Origin of the sequence: Pseudomonas sp. TE50-2 (assembly GCF_040813665.1) — a bacterium.
In the GTDB taxonomy this organism is placed as follows: domain Bacteria; phylum Pseudomonadota; class Gammaproteobacteria; order Pseudomonadales; family Pseudomonadaceae; genus Aquipseudomonas; species Aquipseudomonas soli.
The window spans coordinates 664,443-683,363 of the sequence record NZ_JBFNXN010000001.1 but is presented as its reverse complement, the minus strand read 5'-3'; the positions used below and the strand labels follow the sequence as shown (position 1 = coordinate 683,363).

Below are 18,921 nucleotides of genomic sequence, written 5' to 3'. Positions count from 1 at the left end.
TTGAGCGTGGTGTGGAAGCGGTCGAGCATGGGCGGGCCGTGGGTGTGGGTCAAGTGCCCCGCGACGTGCATGGCCAACCCCGTTGTCAGGGCGGGCCACGCTCGGCACAGGGGCTTACGCTGTGGTTGTGTTGCTGGGTGCCAGCAGGGACTGTTTCGGCAGCAGATGCATGATCTGTTCGAATTGCTGGCGCGTGCTCCAGTCATCGTAGTCACCGATGACGTACAGCCGCTCGCGGGCGCGGGTGACCGCAACGTTGAGCAGGTTCGGCGTTTCGACCGCCCAGTCGCGTGCTCCTCGGTTGTCGGCGCTGCCACCGAGCACCAGGACGATGATCTGTGCCTCCTTGCCCTGCATGGTATGTATGGTGCCGTAGACGATCTGGCTGGGCAGGAATGTCGAGAGTTTGCTTCGCACGTCCTGAAACGGCGTAATGACGGTAATCGCGTCCTTCGTCACGCCATCGGCCTCAAGGCGTTCCAGCAGACGTTTGAGCATGATGCCTTCCTGGCGGACCCAGTTGCCTGACGATGGTCCTGGAGCATGCAGCCAGCCGGAGGGCAGGCTGGCCTTGGTAGCTTTCGCGGGTTCAGGCGCGCCCGTGCCATAGACCATGGCACCGTCATAGGCGATGCGGTTGGCCATCTTGAACATTGGAAGGTCGCAGCGGCGATGGACCACCAGTGGCAGGCCTACCCAGGTTTGCGCCTCCTTTGGGCCCAGCATCTTGCCCCATCGCGTGGCAAGGTCGGCAAGGGATTGGGCAGACTGGCGATTGCAGATCCAGTGCGGATCGACCTGGTAGTGGTTTCGCATGTGCTCGAGCACGGCATCACATACCGGCACGATGGGCGGCAACTGCAGCGGATCGCCGACCAGCACGGCGCGGCGTGCACGCCACAGGGCGCCTACGGCAGCCTGTGGCGTGGCCTGGCCGGCCTCGTCCACCAGCAGCCAGCCAATTTCTTCACAGCCAAAGCTGCCGAATGAACGGGCAAACGAGGCAAAGGTGCTGCTCAGGACCGGAACCACCATGAACAGTGATGCCCAGATCGACCGGCTCAGTTCTTGGGAAATGCCCAGATACTGGCTGCCTGTCAGTTGACGGGTGATGCAGTAGAGGTTGGCGCTCAAGCGCTTCGCCTCGATCTGGAACAGGGTCTTGTGCAGGCCGAGTGCCTCGATGAACACCCGGGCCCGTGCCTGGCGCCAGCCTTTCAATTGCCAGGGCTCGAGTTTCTCGATGGCCTCCCCACGGCCAATGTCCCCCTGCGTCAGCCAGGGCAGCAGATGTTCGGCGCCCCCCGCAATGGCAAGTTGCCGAGCTGTTTCGACGTCGGTGTGCAGCGCTGCCTCTGCAAGCCCAAGCTGCTGCCTGGCGGCTTCGAGCTGCAGTTGATGCGTCTGTAGCTGCTCGGCAAGGCGCGCATCCTGTTTCATGGCGGTGGCGTAGTTGTCGCTGCAAAGCTGGTGGCGTTGCTGCAGGTGGGCACGTTGCGCACGCCATGTGCGGCCCGCTCCCCCGAGGGTGAAAAGATTGAGCCACATGCCGGGCCGTTGGCCAACCTGGCTGTCCAGGGCATCCAGCGCATTTCTCAGTTCATTCCGGGCCGGCAGCAGATTCGCGTTCTCGTGGTCTAGCTGGCCGGCCTTGAGTCGCTCATGGGCGCGCCAGTGATCGTCGTGCTTGGCCTGTTGAAGGGTAAACGCCGTTCGGCGTTCACGAACGGCATCGATTCGTTGATTGATCGCCGCGATTTGTTCACACAGCGCATCGGCTGCATCCTTGCTGGCGGTGTAGCGACGCTTTGCCGCTTTCCAGCGTGCCTGGCGCTCGCTCTCGGGGATGCTGTTGGCTGGGTTGCTCAGCCAGCCGATGAACCCCCGAGGGCCGGTCGGTTTGTCGGATACCTCGATATCCGCGGTGTAGCTGTCCTCGTGCTCAGCGAGCACGTCGGCGGTCTGCAGGTCGTTTGCGGCTTCGCTCGTTCGTGCCTTTTTCTTCTTGGGTGGTGCTTCGCCGTAGAAAAACTGGCTGACGAACTGCTTGCGCTTGGTCTTGCTGCCCAATGCCGCAGAGATCAATCCCCAGGCCGGCTGATCGATCAGCAATGTGGCGATGTCAGCGAAGTAATCGATTTCGCCAAGCCAGGATGGGTCGACCTTTCCGGCCTGCGGCAGCTCCAGGGTGATGTTTTCCACCGCGCCATTGTTGCTCGAGGCTACCACGACTTCGAAACCGAACAACTCGGGGTTCAGGCGGTAGCCTTTCTGCGGCCGCCCACCGTCGTTGAGCTCCTCGCAACCATTGTTGAGGAAGGCTTGGGAAGCCCGGTCGAACGAGGCGAGCACATCGGCTCGGCGGGTCACCACGGCGGCGATCAGGTCGCGCAACAAGGTGGTCTTGCCCGTTCCTGGCGGACCGTTGACTCCCATTATTCCGGCACTTTCACCGAGTTCGGCCAACAGGCTGTTGACCGCCAGTTGTTGCGAGTGCACCAGGCCAAGATGCTTGTCGCTCGGCCAGCAGCCCGGTGCATGGCGATGGGGATAGAGACGTTCGATGATCGGCAGCGAGGCATGCGGCTGGTCCAGGTGCAGCCGTTGGCCTGGGGCATGTTCACGCAGGTACTGGGCGAGCGCGGTGCTGGACACGCCACGATCCAGCGCCGAGGCGACATGGGTGAGGTCATCGAGCAGGAAGCTGTTGAGTGGATCGTCCTGAGGCGCCGGCTTCTCTGGATCGATCGGGGTGGAGCGCACCCTGTGGCGTCGGGGGGCATCGCCGAAGAATGCCTCCAGCCCCAACGCTTGAACAATCGCCTGGGTAAGTTCGTGCAACGCATCGCAGGTGACGGCTGTGCCAAGCAGCTGGCAGGCCAGTTGGCGGGCGTCGTCCTGGGCGCTGGCGAAGCCATGCTCCCACTCGCGCTCGGCAAGCACGCAACCCAGAAACCATGCTTCGCTGGACAGCACCAGGCTGTCCGGTACCAGCATGCCTTCCGCGCTGAAGCGCAGCGCGAACAGGGCCGTTTCCCGCGACTGTGGCTCGCTGTAGCCCTGGTCTGCGCCAAACCGCTCTCCCAGCGCTGTGGTCACCGCCAGGCTGTCGTAAAGGTGGGCGAACAGGCTGTGGCTCCACACGCGTTTTTCCGGCAGTTTCTGCTTGCCCACCAGGCTGCCGGGCATCCAGGGCAGCGGGTCTTCCTGGTTGCGGATGTCGTGGAAGAACGGCAGATAAATATCGTCCTCGTCACGGATGTTCAGCTTGGGGACGGGTTGAGGTTGCAACAATTCGATGGCGTGCCAGTAGCGCACGATGCTTGACGGGTTCATCGACATCCTTGAAAACGGGGCCTCGGGATCCGGGCGGTCGCTCTAGGCAAAAATGCGGCATGGGAACTGCGGCGCGTTGGCGTCCTGCCGCGCTGACAAGATGGGCTTCAGGGTAGAAGCCAGGTCGTGGTCGGGGTGGTGGCGCGCTGTATGCCGACCGCCTGGCAGTGCTCGAGAATCGGCAGGATGTAGGTGATGACCATGCGCCCAGGGTTGCCGTTGGGCTGAAGACGCGCCGCCAGACAGACCGGACCGGCCAGTGCCGGGTCTTTGTTGGAGGCGACCGGGACCGCGTTGGAAACGCCAAAGTGCCCGTTGGCTGCGAGATAGTCCAGTGTTTGCTGGAACGCTCCACGACTGATGGTCAGGCTACTGGCCTGGGCGCCGGTGGTGATCGTCAGGTTGTCGGCACCGACCGCATCGACCTGGAAGCGGGCGTTGCTCGGCGTATGGGGTGTTTGCAGCTCCTGACCCTGCAGGCGAGTGATCAGTGCCCAAAGGGTGCTGTCGACCTGGGTGATGTATGGCATGAGAAGACTCCTTGTGATCTCGGCGAGCAGTGCGTGCATCGGACCCAATGGTGCGATGGCTGAGTGTATGCCGCGAGCTTAACGCGATTTGATGGCTTCATGATATCGCCAGCTGCCCCGCGGCGTTTCCCAGCGGTCGCTCAATGCGGTGCTTGCAAGCGCGTCGTTTCCTCTTCGAGATAGCCGACCAGCGCAGCCACCTCCGTTTCCCCCAAGCGCATGTTGGGCATCGCCAACTGGTTGTACTGCGTGAACAGCAGCATCGCCAACGGGTCTTTCTCCGCGAGCATGCGATCGGGCTCCATCAGCCAGCGCTTCAACCACAGTTCGTCCCGTTGCCGGGTCACCCCCAGCAGATCCGGGCCGATGCCGTGGGTGGCGCCTGGCTCCGCGTCGCCCAAGGTGTGGCACGACGAGCAGCGGGTCCTGAATAGTTGCTCGCCTTTGCTCGGCGGGCGGATGTCGGGGGCCTGGGTGTAGTCGCGGGGCTGGGCGCTGGCGGTTTTCCAGTTGTGCAGGCTGTTGGCCAGGCGGTCGGCGAGGATGTACGGGCTTTCGAAGGGCGAGGCCTTCATCCAGCGGCCGGTGGCCTGGTTGCCGATGATCAGGCTGAGGTTGTGGTCCTTGCTGCGGCCATTCTCCAGGCCTTCGATGTACAGGCCCAGGCTGCGGCGCAGCTGTTCGATGTCGGCGGCCTCGCCGGTGAGCAGGGTCCAGCCGGGGCCGATGGCGAATTTTTCCGCGTAGCGCTTGAGGGTGGCGGGCGTGTCGTTGTAGGGATCGATGCTGATCGAGTAGATGAAGATGTCCTGGCCGACGCGTTCGCCCAGCAGCTTCTGTACCTGGCGCAGGCGGGCGGTCTCCACCGGGCAGGAGTCGCCGCAGCCGGTGAAGATGAAATTGATGGCAACCACCTTGTCCTTGATCAGGTCGTCGAAGAAATGGACCTGGCGGCCGTCCTGGGTGAGCAGGGGGATGTTGGGGAAGTAGTTGGCGCCCCAGGGGGTGTCGGGGTCAGCGCTGGCGCTGGTCGGGGGCAGGGCGCAGGGCAGGCTGAGGATGATCAGCAGGGGGAGCAGCAGGCGCCAGGTGTGGGGCATGGTCTTACCCTCTTGGATATCTGATGGGGCCTGCGATGCAGGCCATCGCTGGCAAGCCAGCTCCCACATGTACAGCGCCGATCACAAGGCATGCGCAGCAACCGTGGGAGCCGGCTTGCCGTGGCGACGAACCGCGGCGAAAGGGCCGCGCAGCGGCCCCTTGCACGACGTCACTTGATACTCAACGGCACCGTCACACTCTGCCCCAGCGCCGACTTGACCGTTACCGCCGGTGGCGAGGCCGGGCCGCTGCCGGTGGTGGTCACCGACAGTTTCCAGCGCGCCCCGGAACCGCTGGCACTCAACGTCGCCAGGCCCAGGTCGAGCGGCCCGCTGGTGGTGTTGGTGGTCACCCGGATGCTGTTGCCGGCGGCTACCGAGGTGGTGCCGGAGATCTCCCAGGTCCAGCGGCTGTTGCTGCGCAACTGCACCGAAGCGCTGCTGACCTGGATCTCGTCCATCGGCACTGCGGGCGAAACCGCGATGCTCACCGTGGCCGGGGCCACGGATTCGAGGCCTTTGGCGTCACGCGCGGCGTAGGTGAAGCTGGCGGTGAACGCCGTGGCGACGGTGGCCGGTGGGGTGTAGGTGACCTGGGTGCCGTTGCTGCTGACCGTGCCCTGGCCGGAGTCGGGCTGGGCCAGGCTGCTGACGCTCAGCGGCAGGTTACCGTCGGGGTCGGTGTCGTTGGCCAGCACGTTGAGCACGATCGGCCTGCCGGCCATGGTCGCGGCGCTGTCGTTGACCGCCACCGGCGGCTTGTTGCTGTCGTTGCCCGGGCCGCTGCTCGAGGTGCGGAAGGTCGGCAGGGCTGCGGAGTTGACATACTCCACGCCATCCCAGCCAGGCAATGGCGTCGGCATCATCTGGAACTGGCCGGGGTGCTCGAGGTCCCAGCGCAGCAGCATCGAGGTGTCTTCGTGCTGGGTGTTGTGGCAGTGCTCCATGTAGGTGCCGGCGAACTCACGGAAGCGGATGGCCATTTCCACTTCTTCCGAAGAGTCGCTGTCCGGGCCGATGCGGTAGACGTCCTTGCGCGCCCATTTTTCCCATTCCGGCGGGGCCTTGCCGTCGCGGCTGAGGATCACCCCTTCCTCGAAGTGTACGTGCACCGGGTGGCTCCAGCCGTTGCCGCCGTTCTTGATCTTCCACACTTCCAGGGTGCCGTCGCCGCTGAAACCGCCGTCGGTGGCCTCGTTGGCCAGTTGCGGGGCGGCGCTGATGCGCCGGGGGTCCATGGTGTAGCCGAAGCCGCCGTCGGTCTTGATGGTCCAGGGGGTGCTGTCGGTGCCGTCGGAGCGGCCGAAGATGAACTCGCGGTGGCGAGCGGCCTTGATCTTGGTCTGGTCGCTGGCGCTGTTGCGGTCGATCGACAGGGGGATCATCACCAATCCGGCAGCTTTGCCGGGCTTGGCCGGCTCATACAGGCTCGGGTCCATGCTGAGGTCCTGGCCGGTATAGGGCTGCACGATCAACTGCATGAACTTGCCGACCACCGGGTCGCCGCCATCCCATTCCGGGCCTTTGCTGGTCTGCTTGATCACCGCCTTGTATTTCTCCGACAACACGTCGGCCAGGGATATGGGCTGTTTCGGGCCCTTGCCGGTCTCGTGTTCCATGAGGTTGACGAAGTACAGCTTGTCGCCGACCTTGATCCCATTTTTGGCGAAATTGATGATGATGTCGTAGCGCTCGGCGATGCCCTGCAGCGGCAGGATGGCGTTGTTGTCCTGCAGGTTGCCGTCGCCGTTGAGGTCGAGGGTGCCGTCGAACGGCACGGCGTGTTCCATGATATTGCCGTCGTTGGCGATCATGTGGAACGGCACGCGGGCATAGGAGACGTTGGAGCCGCTCGGGCCTTTGAACTCGCCGCTGTTGCCGGCGATTTCACGCACCACGGCAAACTTGAAGTAGCGCGACACCGAGCCGTTGAGAATGCGGAAACGATAGCTGCGCGCGCGCACCTTGAGCTTGGGTTGGTACTGCCAGTTGACCAGGATCTGGTCGCCGAGGAAGCCGTCGGTGTTGAACGGGTTGAACCACAACTGGCCGTTGGCGTCCCACGCCTTGTCGGCGATCACCAGGTTGACGTCATAGTCGCGGTTGCCCCACGGCATCGCCGCGCCGCTGGGGAAGCGCAGGTTGACGCCGTCCTGCAGGGCCTCGTTGCCACGGTCGATGGCCGAGTAGTAGTTCATCATCACCGCGTTGCCCTTGTAGACGTTCTGCGCGGTGAAATCGAGCATGTGGTCGTGGAACCAGTGGGTGCTCATGGTCTCGCGCCAGTCGCCGCGGATCTTGATGCTGCCGTTCTCGCAGGTCTTGAGGCCCGGGGAGGCATCGTTGACGTACAGGGTTTCGCCCGGCGCGCAGGGGAAGGCGGCGCGCGGGTCCTGGGCGCGGGTGTTGATGGTGTCGTAGCCGGCCAGCTGGATCGGCCAGCGGTAGTCATAGTACTGGCCGGGGAAGAAGTAGGCGTTGGCGAAGCCGTCGCTCTCGGCCGGCGAGTGGCCGTTGTGCTCGTGGGTGGAGATGGTGTGCAGGCCGAAGCCGTTGTTGGCCGAGGGGTCGATCGGCAGGGCGTTGTAGTGGCGCATCAGCACCGGCTGGCCATAGCGCACCATCAGCAGCTTGACCGGGAAGGTGCCGTCGAAGGTCCACAGCGCCTTGTGGCCCTGCAAGGGCATCTTCGGATGGAAGCGGGTATCGATGCCCTTGGTGGTGCCCAGGGTCGTGGGAATGTCGGAGGTCTGGTAGTACAGCCCGCCCGGGGCGAATTCGCCCTTGGCGTAGTTGTGCAGTTGCTTGCGGTCGCGCAGGCCCTGGTTGATGCGCGCGCCGGCCTGCGCGGTCTTGAAGGCGGCCTGTGGGTAGAACTCGTTCCAGCGCTGGTGCGACCAGCCTTTTCCTGGCGGGCGGCCCTCGGCGGGCGAGCCGACCCCGCTGCGGTTGAGGAACATCTCGATCTGCGCCTTCCACGGGTTGCGGTCGAGCACGTTGGCGTACTGCGACGGGAACGGTGTCAGCCCCGGCTGGGTGAGGAACGCCTCCAGGGCATTGCCGTTGGGGCTGCTGCGCGCGGCGTAGTCCGGGTCCTGCGCGGGTGCGGCACCGATCACGGGGGGCGGGAAGGTCAGGCTGTAGGGCGGGGTGGCCGGGTCGAGTTTCTCCGGGCCGAATTCTTCGAACAGCAGCAGTTGCTGGGTGAACGGCTCGGCGCCGAACAACGGGCTGGGCTTGCCGTTGGTGGGGTACTTGCGTGAAGTCTGCAGGGTGGGGGGCAGCACGTTGTTGCTGGTCACCGTGGCGCGGGTGCCGTAGGCACCGTTGCTCAGTTCCAGCGACCCTTCGTTGGCCTCGGGCATCGACTTCAAGGCTTCCAGGGCGGCGGCCTGGGCCACTGGGTCGGCGGCCGGGTCGCTGAAGGCCGAAGGGTCGGTGGGCGGTGGTTGGCTCACGTCGTCCAGCGACCCGGCGAACGCGCTGGCCAGCCCGAGGCTGAGCAGCAACGCCGTGACGGAGGACAACCTGAACACCTGGGTCGATGTTGCAGCTGGTTTCTTCATTGCCGTGTGCCCCGTGTTGTGCAGGTTGGCATCTGTTGCCACTGCGATCAGTGGCGATGTGCCTTGAACAGGGGTCAGCAACCGCTGTGCCAATCGGCAAATGGCTAAACGCCACGTGTTTCAAGATGTTGCAAAGATGCAAATGAGACACGCTCGGGCAGTTGCCACAAATATGGGGATAGACACCCAGGGCTGGGTGGGGAATGCTCCCCACTTTGCGAACACCAGGTGGGCTAGGCTCCTGTCGCGGGCTTGCCCCGCGACAGTGTCGCCACAGGCAGCCAGGCCTTGCCCGCAACCGGTGTTCTTGGCACCCTTGCCTGCCTTGCGTCTCGTCACGCCCATCAAACAAGGAACCTTCAAGGTGAGTTGGGAAAAAGTCGGTAAATCCCTGGTGGGCCTGCTGGCCCTGGTTGCCGTCGCCGCCACGCTCTATATGACGTTGCGCGACGACGACCGCCTGCAGGCGCGCCTGACCTACGCCCATCTCACCTACCCGGGCCAGTTCAACGAGCGCATCAGCCAGGCCAACGACCTGCTCAAGTACGAGCGGCTGCATGCCCAGATCAGCGAGATCGGCGCAGGCGCCCTCAGCCACCCGCAGATCGACAAGCTGGTCGACCTAACCCAGGCGCCATATCTGCACCTGTTCGCCAGGCCCTTCGAGGCCGGCCTTGTAGACCACCGCACCGGTCTGCTCATCGAGCTGTCCAACCCCGCCCGTATACCACTCAAGGCCGTGCACATTCGCCTGCCGGCCAAGGGGCTGGTGCAGGTGCGCGATGCGGCCGGCAACGACACGCTGGTGCCGACGCCGACCAGCAGCATCGACCTGCCGGCCATCGACGGGGTGAGCGAGAGCAAGGTCTGGGTGTACTTCGACGCTGACTATTCGCAGATCCGCCAGGGTGGGATCAGTATTCGCGATGCCGATGGCAGTGCCGATATCCAGGTGGTTCGTGAAGTGACGGGGTTCCCGGCGCTGCTGGCGCGTTACAGTCAGGTGGTGGTGGCGGTGTTCGCCGCGCTGGGGCTGGGGTTGCTGGCGCTGGCGTATATCTGGTTGGGGCGGGCACGGGTTGCCGGGGTATCACATAGCCTGTAGGCGATAGGCCTATGGCACGCCGGCTTGAAAAAGACCTGAATTCAGACCAATCTATGGCTCTTGAATGAGGGCGATCGATATGCAGAACATCTTTGCCGACGTGACCGTCAGCGTCTCGGAACTAAAGAAGAATCCTACGGCGGTGATGGCCGATGCGCAGGGGAAACCGGTGGCCGTTCTCAACCATAATCGCGTCATGGGTTACATGGTGCCCGCTGAACTCTACGAGGCGATGATGGAGCGACTGGAAGACATGGAACTTGCGGCATTGGTAAAGGCGCGTGCGGGAGAGAAAGGCATCCCGGTCGAACTGGATGACTTATAAGGTCGAGTTTCTGCCTTCGGCCCTGAAAGAATGGAAGAAGCTGGGGCACACCGTGCGCGAGCAAGCCAGGAGAAAGCTCAAGGAGCGTCTGCTCTCCCCCAGGGTTGGGGCGGATGCAATGCGTGATTTGCCTGACCATTTCAAGATCAAGCTCAAGGCCAGCGGCTATCGGGTGGTCTACCGCGTCGAGGATGATCGGGTAGTTGTCGTGGTCGTGGCGATAGGTAAGCGCGAACGTGGGCAAGCCTACCGCTCGGCCGCTGATCGCCTATAGGATTGCCGCTAGATCACAGGTGTGGCGGCCGACAGCAAGGCCTCGACGAACAGGCTTTCAGCGCGGCTCATGCGCTGGTCCTTGTTCCACAGCAGGTGGATGTCGACGTCGGCGATACCCTCCTGCGGCGGCAGTTTCCACAACAACCCTGCGTCCACATCCGGCGCCACCACATGCTCGGGCAGGCAGCCGATGCCGAAGCCGGCGATCACCAGGCGGCGCACCTCTTCCAGGCTCGGCGACGAGGCGACGATGCGCCCGGCGAAGCCCTGCTGGTCGCGGAAGATGGTCAGCGGCGAGAGCATGCCGCCGATCTGGTCGCTGGTGAAACTGACGAAATTCTCCCGCTGCAGGTCGCCTTCGGCCTGGCCGAACAGCGCGTGGTGCTTGCCGCAGAAGAACGCGTAGCGCTGGCGCAGGAACAAGCGCTGCTCCAGCCGTGGCTGGGGCCGGCGGTTGAGGCTGAGGCCGGCGGTGGCGGTTTTTTCCTGCAGGGCGGCGACGATGTCGGAACTGCGCATCACGTCGATCTCCAGCTCTACCCGCGGGTGGTGGCGGTGGAAGTCGGCGAGGAAGTCGTCGAAGCGTTCGCTGACGATACGGCTGATCATCAACAGGCGCACCTTGCCCACCAGTTCGTCCGCCGGCTGCTCCAGCAGGCCGCCGATCTGCGACATCTGCCCGTACACCTCGCCCGCCAGCTGGAACAGTTGCTCGCCCACCTCGGTCAGCACGAAGCGTGGCCCTCGGCGGGCGATGAGCTGGCGCCCGAGTTGCTCTTCAAGGCGCTTGAGCGCCTGGCTCACGGCGGGCTGGGTGAGGTGCAGGCGGGCAGCGGCGCGGCTGATCGACAGTTCCTGGCCGATGACGCGGAAGGTGCGCAGCAGGTTCCAGTCGAGGCGGTCGTTGAGCAGGCGGTCGGGCATGGTCGGGCTCGATGATAAGCGTGATTAATAGTTCGAATAATAAATAGAAAATTGAATTATAGGCGCCCGCGATGAATGATCTCCAGCAGTGCGGGCCTCTTCGCGGAGCCCGACCCAGGCGCCGCCAGAGCGCCACCGTGACCCGACAACTCCTGCCAGAAAAACAACCAAAGGAGCCACCCATGAAGCCCGCCGCTTCGCCCCAACCGCGCCGTGCCGCCGCCGCCGCGTTCATCGGCACCATGATCGAGTGGTACGACTTCTACATCTACGCCACCGCCGCCGCGCTGGTGTTCGGTGCCTTGTTCTTCCCCTCCGACAACAGCCTGTTCAGCACCATGGCTGCCTTCGGCACCTTTGCCGTGGGTTTCTTCGCCCGGCCCTTGGGCGGCATCATCTTCGGCCATATCGGCGACCGTATCGGGCGCAAGAAATCGCTGATCATCACCTTGCTGATGATGGGCGTGGTCACCGTCGCCATCGGCCTGCTGCCGACCTACGCGCAGATCGGCGCCAGCGCGCCGGTGCTGCTGATCCTGTTGCGCGTGGTCCAGGGCATCGCCGTGGGTGGCGAGTGGGGTGGGGCGGTGCTGATGGCCGGGGAGCATGCGCCCAAGGGCCGGCGCAACTTCTTCGCCTCGTTCGCCCAGTTGGGTAGCCCGGCAGGCCTGATCCTGTCGCTGCTGGCTTTCAGCGCGGTCACCCGCCTGCCGGAAGAAGACCTGATGAGCTGGGGCTGGCGCGTGCCGTTCCTGGCCAGCGCGCTGTTGCTGCTGGTGGGCCTGGCAATCCGCCTGGGGGTCAACGAGTCGCCCGAGTTCCTCGCCAGCCGTGAGCAGGCCGAACAGGCCCGGCGCAAGGAGCAGGCACCAGTGCTGGAAGTGTTGCGCAGCGCCTGGCGGCCGCTGCTGCTGTGCATCGGCGCCAACACCCTGGGCATCGCCGGGGTCTATTTCACCAATACCTTCATGATCAGCTACACCACCCAGCAGTTGCACCTGAAGCGCTCACTGATCCTCGAATGCCTGTTCTTCGTGGCGATCATCCAGTTCTGCGTGCAACCGTTGGCGGCATGGCTGTCGGAGCGGCTTGGCGCAACGCGCTTCCTGGCCCTGATGGCGCTGCTGGCGATGGCCTCGCCGTACCCGATGTTCGTGCTGGTGAGCAGCGGCGAAGGCCCGCTGATCGTGCTCGGCATCGCCCTGGCGGCGGCGTGCATGGCGTCGTTCTACGCAGTGATCGCAGGCTACGTCAGCGGCATGTTCGACACCCGTGTGCGCTACACCGCCATCTCCCTGGCCTATCAGGTGTGCGGCGCCATTGCTGGTGGCCTGACCCCGCTCATCGGTACCTGGCTGGCCCACAGTTTCAGCGGCCAATGGTGGCCGATGGCGGTCTTCTACAGCCTGATCGCCTGCACTTCCCTGGTCTGCGTGCTGGCGCTGGCGCGCCGCTACGCCCTTGGCCGGCAGCTCGAGCTGGCCTGAATCTGGAGTATCCGCAATGTTGAAAAGCAATGGCGATCGCCTGTGGGCGAGCCTGATGGCCATGGCCGAAATCGGCGCCACCGCCCGCGGCGGCAGCTGCCGCCTGGCCCTGAGCGACGAGGACAAGGCCGGGCGTGAACTGTTCGGCCACTGGTGCCGCGAGGCCGGGCTGAGCCTGAGCGTGGATGCCATCGGCAACCTGTTCGCCCGCCGTGAGGGCAGCGACCCGCATGCCGCGCCGGTGATGATGGGCAGCCACCTCGACACCCAGCCCGAGGGCGGGCGTTTCGACGGCGTCTACGGCGTGCTGGCCGGGCTGGAAGTGGTGCGCCGCCTGAACGACCTGGGTATCCGTACCCGCAAGCCGCTGGAAATCGCGGTGTGGACCAACGAGGAGGGCGCCCGCTTCACCCCGGCCATGTTCGGTTCGGCGGTGTTCACCGGCACCTTGCCGCTGGCCCAGGCCCTGGCGATCCGTGATGCCGACGGTATCAGCGTCGCCGATGAACTGGCACGTACCGGCTATGCCGGCCAACGCCCGCTGGGCGGCAAGGTTGACGCCTATTTTGAGGCGCATATCGAGCAGGGTCCGATCCTTGAGGACAACGCCAGGAGCATCGGTGTGGTCAGCGGCGGCCAGGCGATCCGCTGGCTCGACGTGACCGTCGAGGGCATGGCCGCGCATGCCGGCACCACGCCGATGAAGCTGCGCAAGGACGCCTTGTACGGCGTGGCACGGATGATCCAGGCCATCGAACAGCTGGCCTGCGACTTCACCCCCGAGGGCCTGACCACGGTGGGTGAGCTGAGCATCGCCAAGTCGTCGCGCAACACCATTCCCGGCCTGGTGCGCTTCACCCTTGACCTGCGCCATCACCGCGACGAGGCCATCGACGCCATGGAGCGCGATATCAGCCTGCAATTGCAGGCCATCGCCGGCCAGCGTGGCCTGGCGGTGCGCATCGAGCGCCACTGGGTCAGCCCCTCCACCCCGTTCGACGCCGACTGCGTGGCCGCCGTGCAGCAGGCGGTGGATGGCCTGGGCTACAGCCAGCAGTCCATCGTCAGCGGCGCCGGCCATGACGCGATCCTGCTGGCGCGCTACTGCCCCACGGCGATGGTGTTCATCCCCTGCGTCGGTGGGCTGAGTCACAACGAGGCCGAGGATGTGCTGCCCGAGGATGCCCGCCAGGGCGCCGATGTATTGCTCAACGCCGTGCTGGCCCGTGCCGGCCAGGTTGCCGAAGGAGAAGCCTGATGCGCTGCTATTTCCACCCTGAACAACTGCTCCACCACCCGCGCAGCTACTATTCGCGCGGCGCCATGCGCACCCCGCAGGAAGTCCCCGAGCGCGCCCAGCGCCTGCTGCAGGCCGCCAAGGACCTTGGCTTCGATATCCGCAAACCCGAGGATGCCGGCCTTGCACCGCTCAAGGCGGTGCATGGCGAGGCCTACCTGGCGTTCCTCGAAGAAGCTCATGCGCGTTGGAAAGAAGTGCCCGAGGACTGGGGCGACGAGGTGATGTCCAACATCTTCGTTCGCGAACCCAACGCCCTGCGCGGCATCCTTGCCCAGGCCGGGCGCTACCTGGCCGATGGCAGTTGCCCGGTGGGCGAGCATACCTGGCGTTCGGCCTACTGGTCGGCACAGAGCGCCGTCGCCGGGGCCCAGGCCATCCTTGACGGCGAACCCGCCGCCTATGCCCTGTGTCGTCCGCCGGGGCACCATGCCCGGTACGATGCCGCTGGTGGCTTCTGCTACCTCAACAACGCCGCTGTCGCGGCCCAGGTGTTGCGCGGCCGCTATCAGCGCGTGGCGATCCTGGATACCGACATGCACCACGGGCAGGGCATCCAGGAGATTTTCTACGAGCGGGACGACGTGCTGTACGTCTCTGTGCATGGTGACCCGACCAATTTCTATCCTGGGGTAGCGGGCTTTGCCGACGAGCGCGGTAGTGGAGCAGGAGAGGGCTGCAATCTCAACCTGCCGATGGCCCACGGGGCGAGTGAAGCGGACTTCATGGCGCAACTGGAGGTTGCGTTGCAAGCGGTGAAGGACTTCGGCGCCGAGGTGCTGGTGCTTTCGCTGGGCTTCGATATCTACGAGCTGGACCCGCAGAGCAAGGTGGCGGTGACTACCGAAGGGTTCGCCCGCCTTGGTGAACAGATTCGTGGGTTGCGTTTGCCGTGCCTGATCGTGCAGGAGGGCGGGTACCACCTGGAGAGCCTGGAGGCGAATGCGCGGGCATTCTTTTGCAACCATGCGTACTGGTGCACATAAAACAATGCGCCATTTCTGGTATGACTTTGCCGGCTACGGGCTGATCGATAAGTGCAGTTCCTTGTTGTGAGGAATCGCTTCACCCTATCAGTTCACCGCAGCCGTAGTCCTATCATTTCTGCCAGTTGTGGGCAGTACCTGTTGGCCGGAAGATGCATGAGCTGAAGCCCAATTCGTGTAATGGAGATTACGCCATGACAACAGCAAATGATTTCGCCAAGATGTCGATCAAAATGGATTTTGATAAGCAGGCTAAAGGTAAAAGCACCATCACATATCAAAGTTTCTACTCTGAGGGGTTCGTTGCGGCGCAGCCAGGAATGCCGTCCCCTGAAGAGCAGGCAAAAGCAGACTTCAAGGGTTTCAAGGATGCCCTTGGAGTTAGCGGGGATGCAATCACATATGAAGTCTATGAAAAGGCTCGTCTAGCCCTTCAAGCGAGGTGATTTTCCGCAAGAAGACTTCAAACCAGGCGTGCACTGTCCGAAACCCTCCGCATGAACAGTGCTCGTTTTGGCGTAGTAAACGGGCGCCGGACATCGAGCAGCCGTATGTTGCTTAGCCCCAGGTCCGGCAGCGCCTCCCAGTGTCACTTGGTGCATCAAGCGCCCCGGCGCACATGCTTCACCAACACCTTCTCCAGCAACTCCCACATCGCCGGGTCGGTACTGAACGCCACGTTGAAGCGCATCCACCCGGTAGCCTTGGCATCGACCATGAACAACTGCCCGGGCCCGAGCATGATGCCTTTCTCCAGCGCATCGTCGAGTAGCGCGGCGCTGTCGGGGATGGCCGGATGGCGGGTCCAGATGTACATCCCCTCATCCGATTCGATGAACAGCTCGAAACCCAGCCGATGCAGGTGCCGGCCCACTTCCTGGTGCGCCTCGGCCAGGCGCTGGCGCAGGCGCTTGAGGTGCTTGCGCCAGCGGCCGTCGATGATCGCGGCGTACACCACCCGCTCCATCACCTGCGAGGTGGTCAGGCCCGAGCGCATCTTCAGGTGCAGCAGTTGCTGGGTCAGCTCGGGGTTGGCCAGCAGGTAGCCGACGCGCACGTTGGGCGAGATGCTTTTCGAATAGCTGCCCACGTACACCACCTGCTGCAGGTGGTCGAGGCTCGCCAGGCAGGGCAGAGGGTCGGCGATCATGTCGGCGTAGAGGTTGTTCTCCACCAGGCGGAAGCCATGCTGGCTGGCCAACTGCAGCAGGCGGTGCAGCTGTGCCAGTGGAGTGCGCGAGCAGGTCGGGCTGTGCAGGTGCGGCTGGGTGAAGAAGGCCGTGGGGCGGTGGTGGGCCAGCAGGCGCTCGAGCTGGTCGAGGTCATAGCCGGCCGGGGTGCGCGGCACGCCCACCAGGGTGGCGCCCTGGGTGCGCAGGATGCTCATCAGGTTGGGGTAGCCGGGGTCGTCCACCAGCACCACGTCGCCGGGGCGCACCAGGGTACGCACGGCCAGGTCCAGGGCCTGGCTGGCGCCGTGGGTGAGCATCAACTGCGCCGGGTTGGCAACGATCGACAGCTCCTGCTGCAGGTTCTGCGCAGTCAATGCGCGCAATTCCGGCAGGCCCATGGGGTCGCCGTAGCCGGACAGCTCCAGCGGGCTACCGGCGACCTGGCGCAGGCCTCGGCGCAGACCTTCCTCGTACATCCAGTCGTTGGGCAGCCAGCCGCAACCCGGTTTGAACGGCAGCTGACGGATCTCGAAGATCTGCTGCAGGTACCACTCCGAGTTGAACGTTGGGCGGCTGGTATCGGCCTCGACGCTGTGCTTGTCCAGCAGCTCGTTCGCCGCACGATTGACGAAGAACCCCGCATTGCCCTTGCTCACCAGCAACCCCTGGGCCACCAGGCGGTCGTAGGCCTCGACCACGGTGAAGGTGCTCACCGAGTAGGTCGAAGCGAACGCCCGGATCGACGGGACCTTCGCCCCGGGCTTGAGGGTCTGGTCGTCGATCAGCGCGCGCAAGCCGTCGATGATCTGGTTGACCAGCGGGGTGGAGGAGTCCGGATGTAGCTGGAGCATTCGGGGGCCTTCAGGTGTGCGGGACGCCAGGCGCCTGCGGGGCACAGCGGGTGTATTGCATCGGCGGCCTGTACAGTGCAGTGCGTTTTTCATGCCGCTGTGCATGGCTCAATGTGTTCGACATTTTTACATTACGTGTCAGATATAGCCAACACAGCACATGACAGCGCCATGAATAATCACAACATCGCTGCTTTACCGTCGAGGTCCGCCTCGCACCTTCTTCCCGCGTGGCCGGACGCTGCTCGTCCGTCCCCAGCATGGTTCAGTTCGTCCAGAGGGTCGCCTCTGGCCGCGTAAGCAGGCCGCCACGGATGGCCTGCGTGTGCTCGTGCACACCTCCCTGCCCGCAGTAGCACTGATGTACAGGTGAGACCGATAACCATCGGGGTTTCACAGTTTTTCCTTGGATAAAAAGAAGCACGGGGTAAATAACTGATGGACGCAACATCCACATCCACCACCGCGAAGGATGGGCACGAGAGCAAGCTCAGTGCCTCGCTCAAGTCGCGCCACCTGACGATGATGTCCATCGCCGGGGTGATCGGCGGCGCCTTGTTCGTCGGTTCCGGCAGCGTGATCCACAGCGCCGGCCCGGCTGCTGTCCTGGCTTACCTGGCCGGCGGCATCCTGGTGGTGCTGATCATGCGCATGCTGGGTGAAATGGCGACTTCCTCGCCGGACACCGGCTCGTTCTCTACCTACGCCGACCGCGCCATTGGCCGCTGGGCCGGTTTCACCATCGGCTGGCTGTACTGGTGGTACTGGGTGATCCTCATGGCCTGGGAGGCCTACGTGGCGGGCAAGATCCTGCACGGCTTCTTCCCCGACGTGAGCGTCAACGTGTTCGTGCTGGCCACGACCCTGCTGCTGATCACCGTCAACTTCTTCAACGTCAAGCACTACGGCGAGTTCGAGTTCTGGTTCGCGCTGATCAAGGTGGTGGCGATCGTCTGCTTCCTGGTGGTGTGTACCGCCGCGGTGATGAACGTCTGGCAGTTCGGCGAGGTGCGCGGTATCAGCCACCTGACCGCCGAAGGCTTCATGCCCAACGGCATCACCACGGTGATTGGCGCCTTGCTGGGGGTGATGTTCGCCTTCCTCGGCGCCGAGATCGTCACCATCGCCGCCTCCGAAGCGAAGGACCCGGCCACCCAGATCGTCAAGGCGACCAACTCGGTGGTCTGGCGGGTGTGCCTGTTCTATGTCGGCTCGATCTTCCTGATCGTCTGCCTGGTGCCGTGGAACGACCCGCACCTGGGCGTCTCCGGTTATGGCGCCTACCGTCGCACCCTGGAGCTGCTGGGCGTGCCGTATGCCGAGCTGCTGATGAACTTCGTGGTGCTGACCTCGGTGAGCAGTTGCCTGATCTCCGGCCACTACACCGCCTCGCGCATGCTGTTCTCCCTGGCCCAGCGTGGCGACGCGCCGCGCCTGTTCAAGTTCACCCGCACCGGCACTGGCGTACCGGTGAACGCGATCATCGGCTCGTGCCTGGTGGCGGTGTTCTGCGCGCTGATCAACTTCAGCGACACCCTGCGCCCGAAAGACGTGCTGGAAACCCTGATGAACACCACCGGCATGATCGCCCTGCTGGTGTACCTGGTGATTGCCTTCTCGCAGCTGCGCATGCGCCGCAAGCTGGTGGCCGAGGGCAAGGAAGTGCGTCTGAAGATGTGGTTGTTCCCGTGGCTGACCTACCTGGTGATCGTGTTCATCGTGGCGGCGCTGGTGACCATGGCCTTCATGCCTGACTACCAGATCCTGGTGATCTCCACCGGCATCGCTGCGGCCATCGTGGTGGCCATGGGTGTGGTGCATCAGATGCGTACCGCCAAGCGTCACTGACTGTGGTAGCGCCTCGCGCAACGGCCGGTCCCCGTCAAGGGACCGGCCGTTTTCGTTTTCGCCTGCGCCAATCGGATCATCCCTACGATTTGTGGTGCCGACATGGCTTATGCTGCAC

General features: G+C 64.1%; 14 protein-coding genes. 8 read left to right on the top strand and 6 right to left on the bottom strand.

Annotated features, from left to right (window positions below; all coding sequences use genetic code 11):
* Window positions 1-114: 114 nt before the first annotated feature.
* The 4 genes from AAHK21_RS02945 to AAHK21_RS02930 form a co-directional block, all read right to left on the bottom strand.
* Window positions 115-3,336, bottom strand: a complete 3,222-nt coding sequence (locus AAHK21_RS02945; protein ID WP_367856363.1) for an AAA domain-containing protein — start codon at window positions 3,334-3,336, stop codon at window positions 115-117.
* 107 nt (window positions 3,337-3,443) lie between these two features.
* The gene (locus tag AAHK21_RS02940) at window positions 3,444-3,866 is read right to left on the bottom strand and encodes a hypothetical protein (protein ID WP_139671491.1); all 423 of its coding nucleotides are present in this window, start codon (window positions 3,864-3,866) and stop codon (window positions 3,444-3,446) included.
* A 140-nt stretch (window positions 3,867-4,006) separates the two neighbouring features.
* Window positions 4,007-4,966 (bottom strand): SCO family protein, encoded by a 960-nt coding sequence (locus AAHK21_RS02935; RefSeq protein ID WP_367856362.1) that lies wholly within the window; start codon window positions 4,964-4,966, stop codon window positions 4,007-4,009.
* 170 nt (window positions 4,967-5,136) lie between these two features.
* Window positions 5,137-8,532 (bottom strand): Ig-like domain-containing protein, encoded by a 3,396-nt coding sequence (locus AAHK21_RS02930; protein WP_367856361.1) that lies wholly within the window; start codon window positions 8,530-8,532, stop codon window positions 5,137-5,139.
* Between the two features lie 364 nt (window positions 8,533-8,896).
* Between AAHK21_RS02930 and AAHK21_RS02925 the strand changes: the two genes are divergently transcribed.
* From AAHK21_RS02925 to AAHK21_RS02915, 3 genes are all read left to right on the top strand, one after another.
* Complete coding sequence (locus tag AAHK21_RS02925) at window positions 8,897-9,637, top strand: hypothetical protein (RefSeq protein ID WP_367856360.1); 741 nt, start codon at window positions 8,897-8,899, stop codon at window positions 9,635-9,637.
* Between the two features lie 79 nt (window positions 9,638-9,716).
* Window positions 9,717-9,962, top strand: coding sequence for a type II toxin-antitoxin system Phd/YefM family antitoxin (locus AAHK21_RS02920; RefSeq protein ID WP_046857823.1), 246 nt, complete (start codon window positions 9,717-9,719; stop codon window positions 9,960-9,962).
* Entirely contained in the window at window positions 9,952-10,236 is a 285-nt protein-coding gene (locus AAHK21_RS02915; protein WP_367856359.1) for a type II toxin-antitoxin system RelE/ParE family toxin, read from the top strand. The genes AAHK21_RS02920 and AAHK21_RS02915 overlap by 11 nt, the downstream gene beginning before the upstream one ends.
* 8 nt (window positions 10,237-10,244) lie before the next feature.
* On the opposite strand, the gene AAHK21_RS02910 is transcribed toward AAHK21_RS02915, so the two are convergent.
* Window positions 10,245-11,162 carry a LysR family transcriptional regulator gene (locus AAHK21_RS02910; RefSeq protein WP_367856358.1) on the bottom strand — a complete coding sequence of 306 codons (918 nt, stop codon included), beginning with the start codon at window positions 11,160-11,162 and terminating at the stop codon, window positions 10,245-10,247.
* Window positions 11,163-11,344: 182 nt separating this feature from the next.
* On the opposite strand from AAHK21_RS02910, the gene AAHK21_RS02905 reads away from it, so the two are divergent.
* The 4 genes from AAHK21_RS02905 (at window position 11,345) to AAHK21_RS02890 (ending at window position 15,378) form a co-directional block, all read left to right on the top strand.
* Window positions 11,345-12,649 (top strand): MFS transporter, encoded by a 1,305-nt coding sequence (locus tag AAHK21_RS02905; protein WP_367856357.1) that lies wholly within the window; start codon window positions 11,345-11,347, stop codon window positions 12,647-12,649.
* A gap of 16 nt (window positions 12,650-12,665) precedes the next feature.
* Window positions 12,666-13,907 (top strand): Zn-dependent hydrolase, encoded by a 1,242-nt coding sequence (locus tag AAHK21_RS02900; RefSeq protein WP_367856356.1) that lies wholly within the window; start codon window positions 12,666-12,668, stop codon window positions 13,905-13,907.
* Complete coding sequence (locus AAHK21_RS02895; protein WP_367856355.1) at window positions 13,907-14,932, top strand: histone deacetylase family protein; 1,026 nt, start codon at window positions 13,907-13,909, stop codon at window positions 14,930-14,932. The genes AAHK21_RS02900 and AAHK21_RS02895 overlap by 1 nt, the downstream gene beginning before the upstream one ends.
* Before the next feature lie 194 nt (window positions 14,933-15,126).
* A complete protein-coding gene (locus AAHK21_RS02890; RefSeq protein ID WP_367856354.1) occupies window positions 15,127-15,378 on the top strand; it encodes a hypothetical protein in 252 nt (83 codons plus the stop codon).
* 155 nt (window positions 15,379-15,533) lie between these two features.
* Here the strand turns inward: AAHK21_RS02890 and AAHK21_RS02885 are convergent, their stop codons facing one another.
* Window positions 15,534-16,955 carry a PLP-dependent aminotransferase family protein gene (locus tag AAHK21_RS02885; protein ID WP_367856353.1) on the bottom strand — a complete coding sequence of 474 codons (1,422 nt, stop codon included), beginning with the start codon at window positions 16,953-16,955 and terminating at the stop codon, window positions 15,534-15,536.
* Window positions 16,956-17,393: 438 nt separating this feature from the next.
* Here AAHK21_RS02885 and AAHK21_RS02880 point away from each other — a divergent pair, with 438 nt between their 5' ends.
* On the top strand, window positions 17,394-18,803 hold the full coding sequence (locus AAHK21_RS02880) for an amino acid permease (protein WP_046856038.1): 1,410 nt from the start codon (window positions 17,394-17,396) through the stop codon (window positions 18,801-18,803).
* Window positions 18,804-18,921 lie beyond the last annotated feature (118 nt).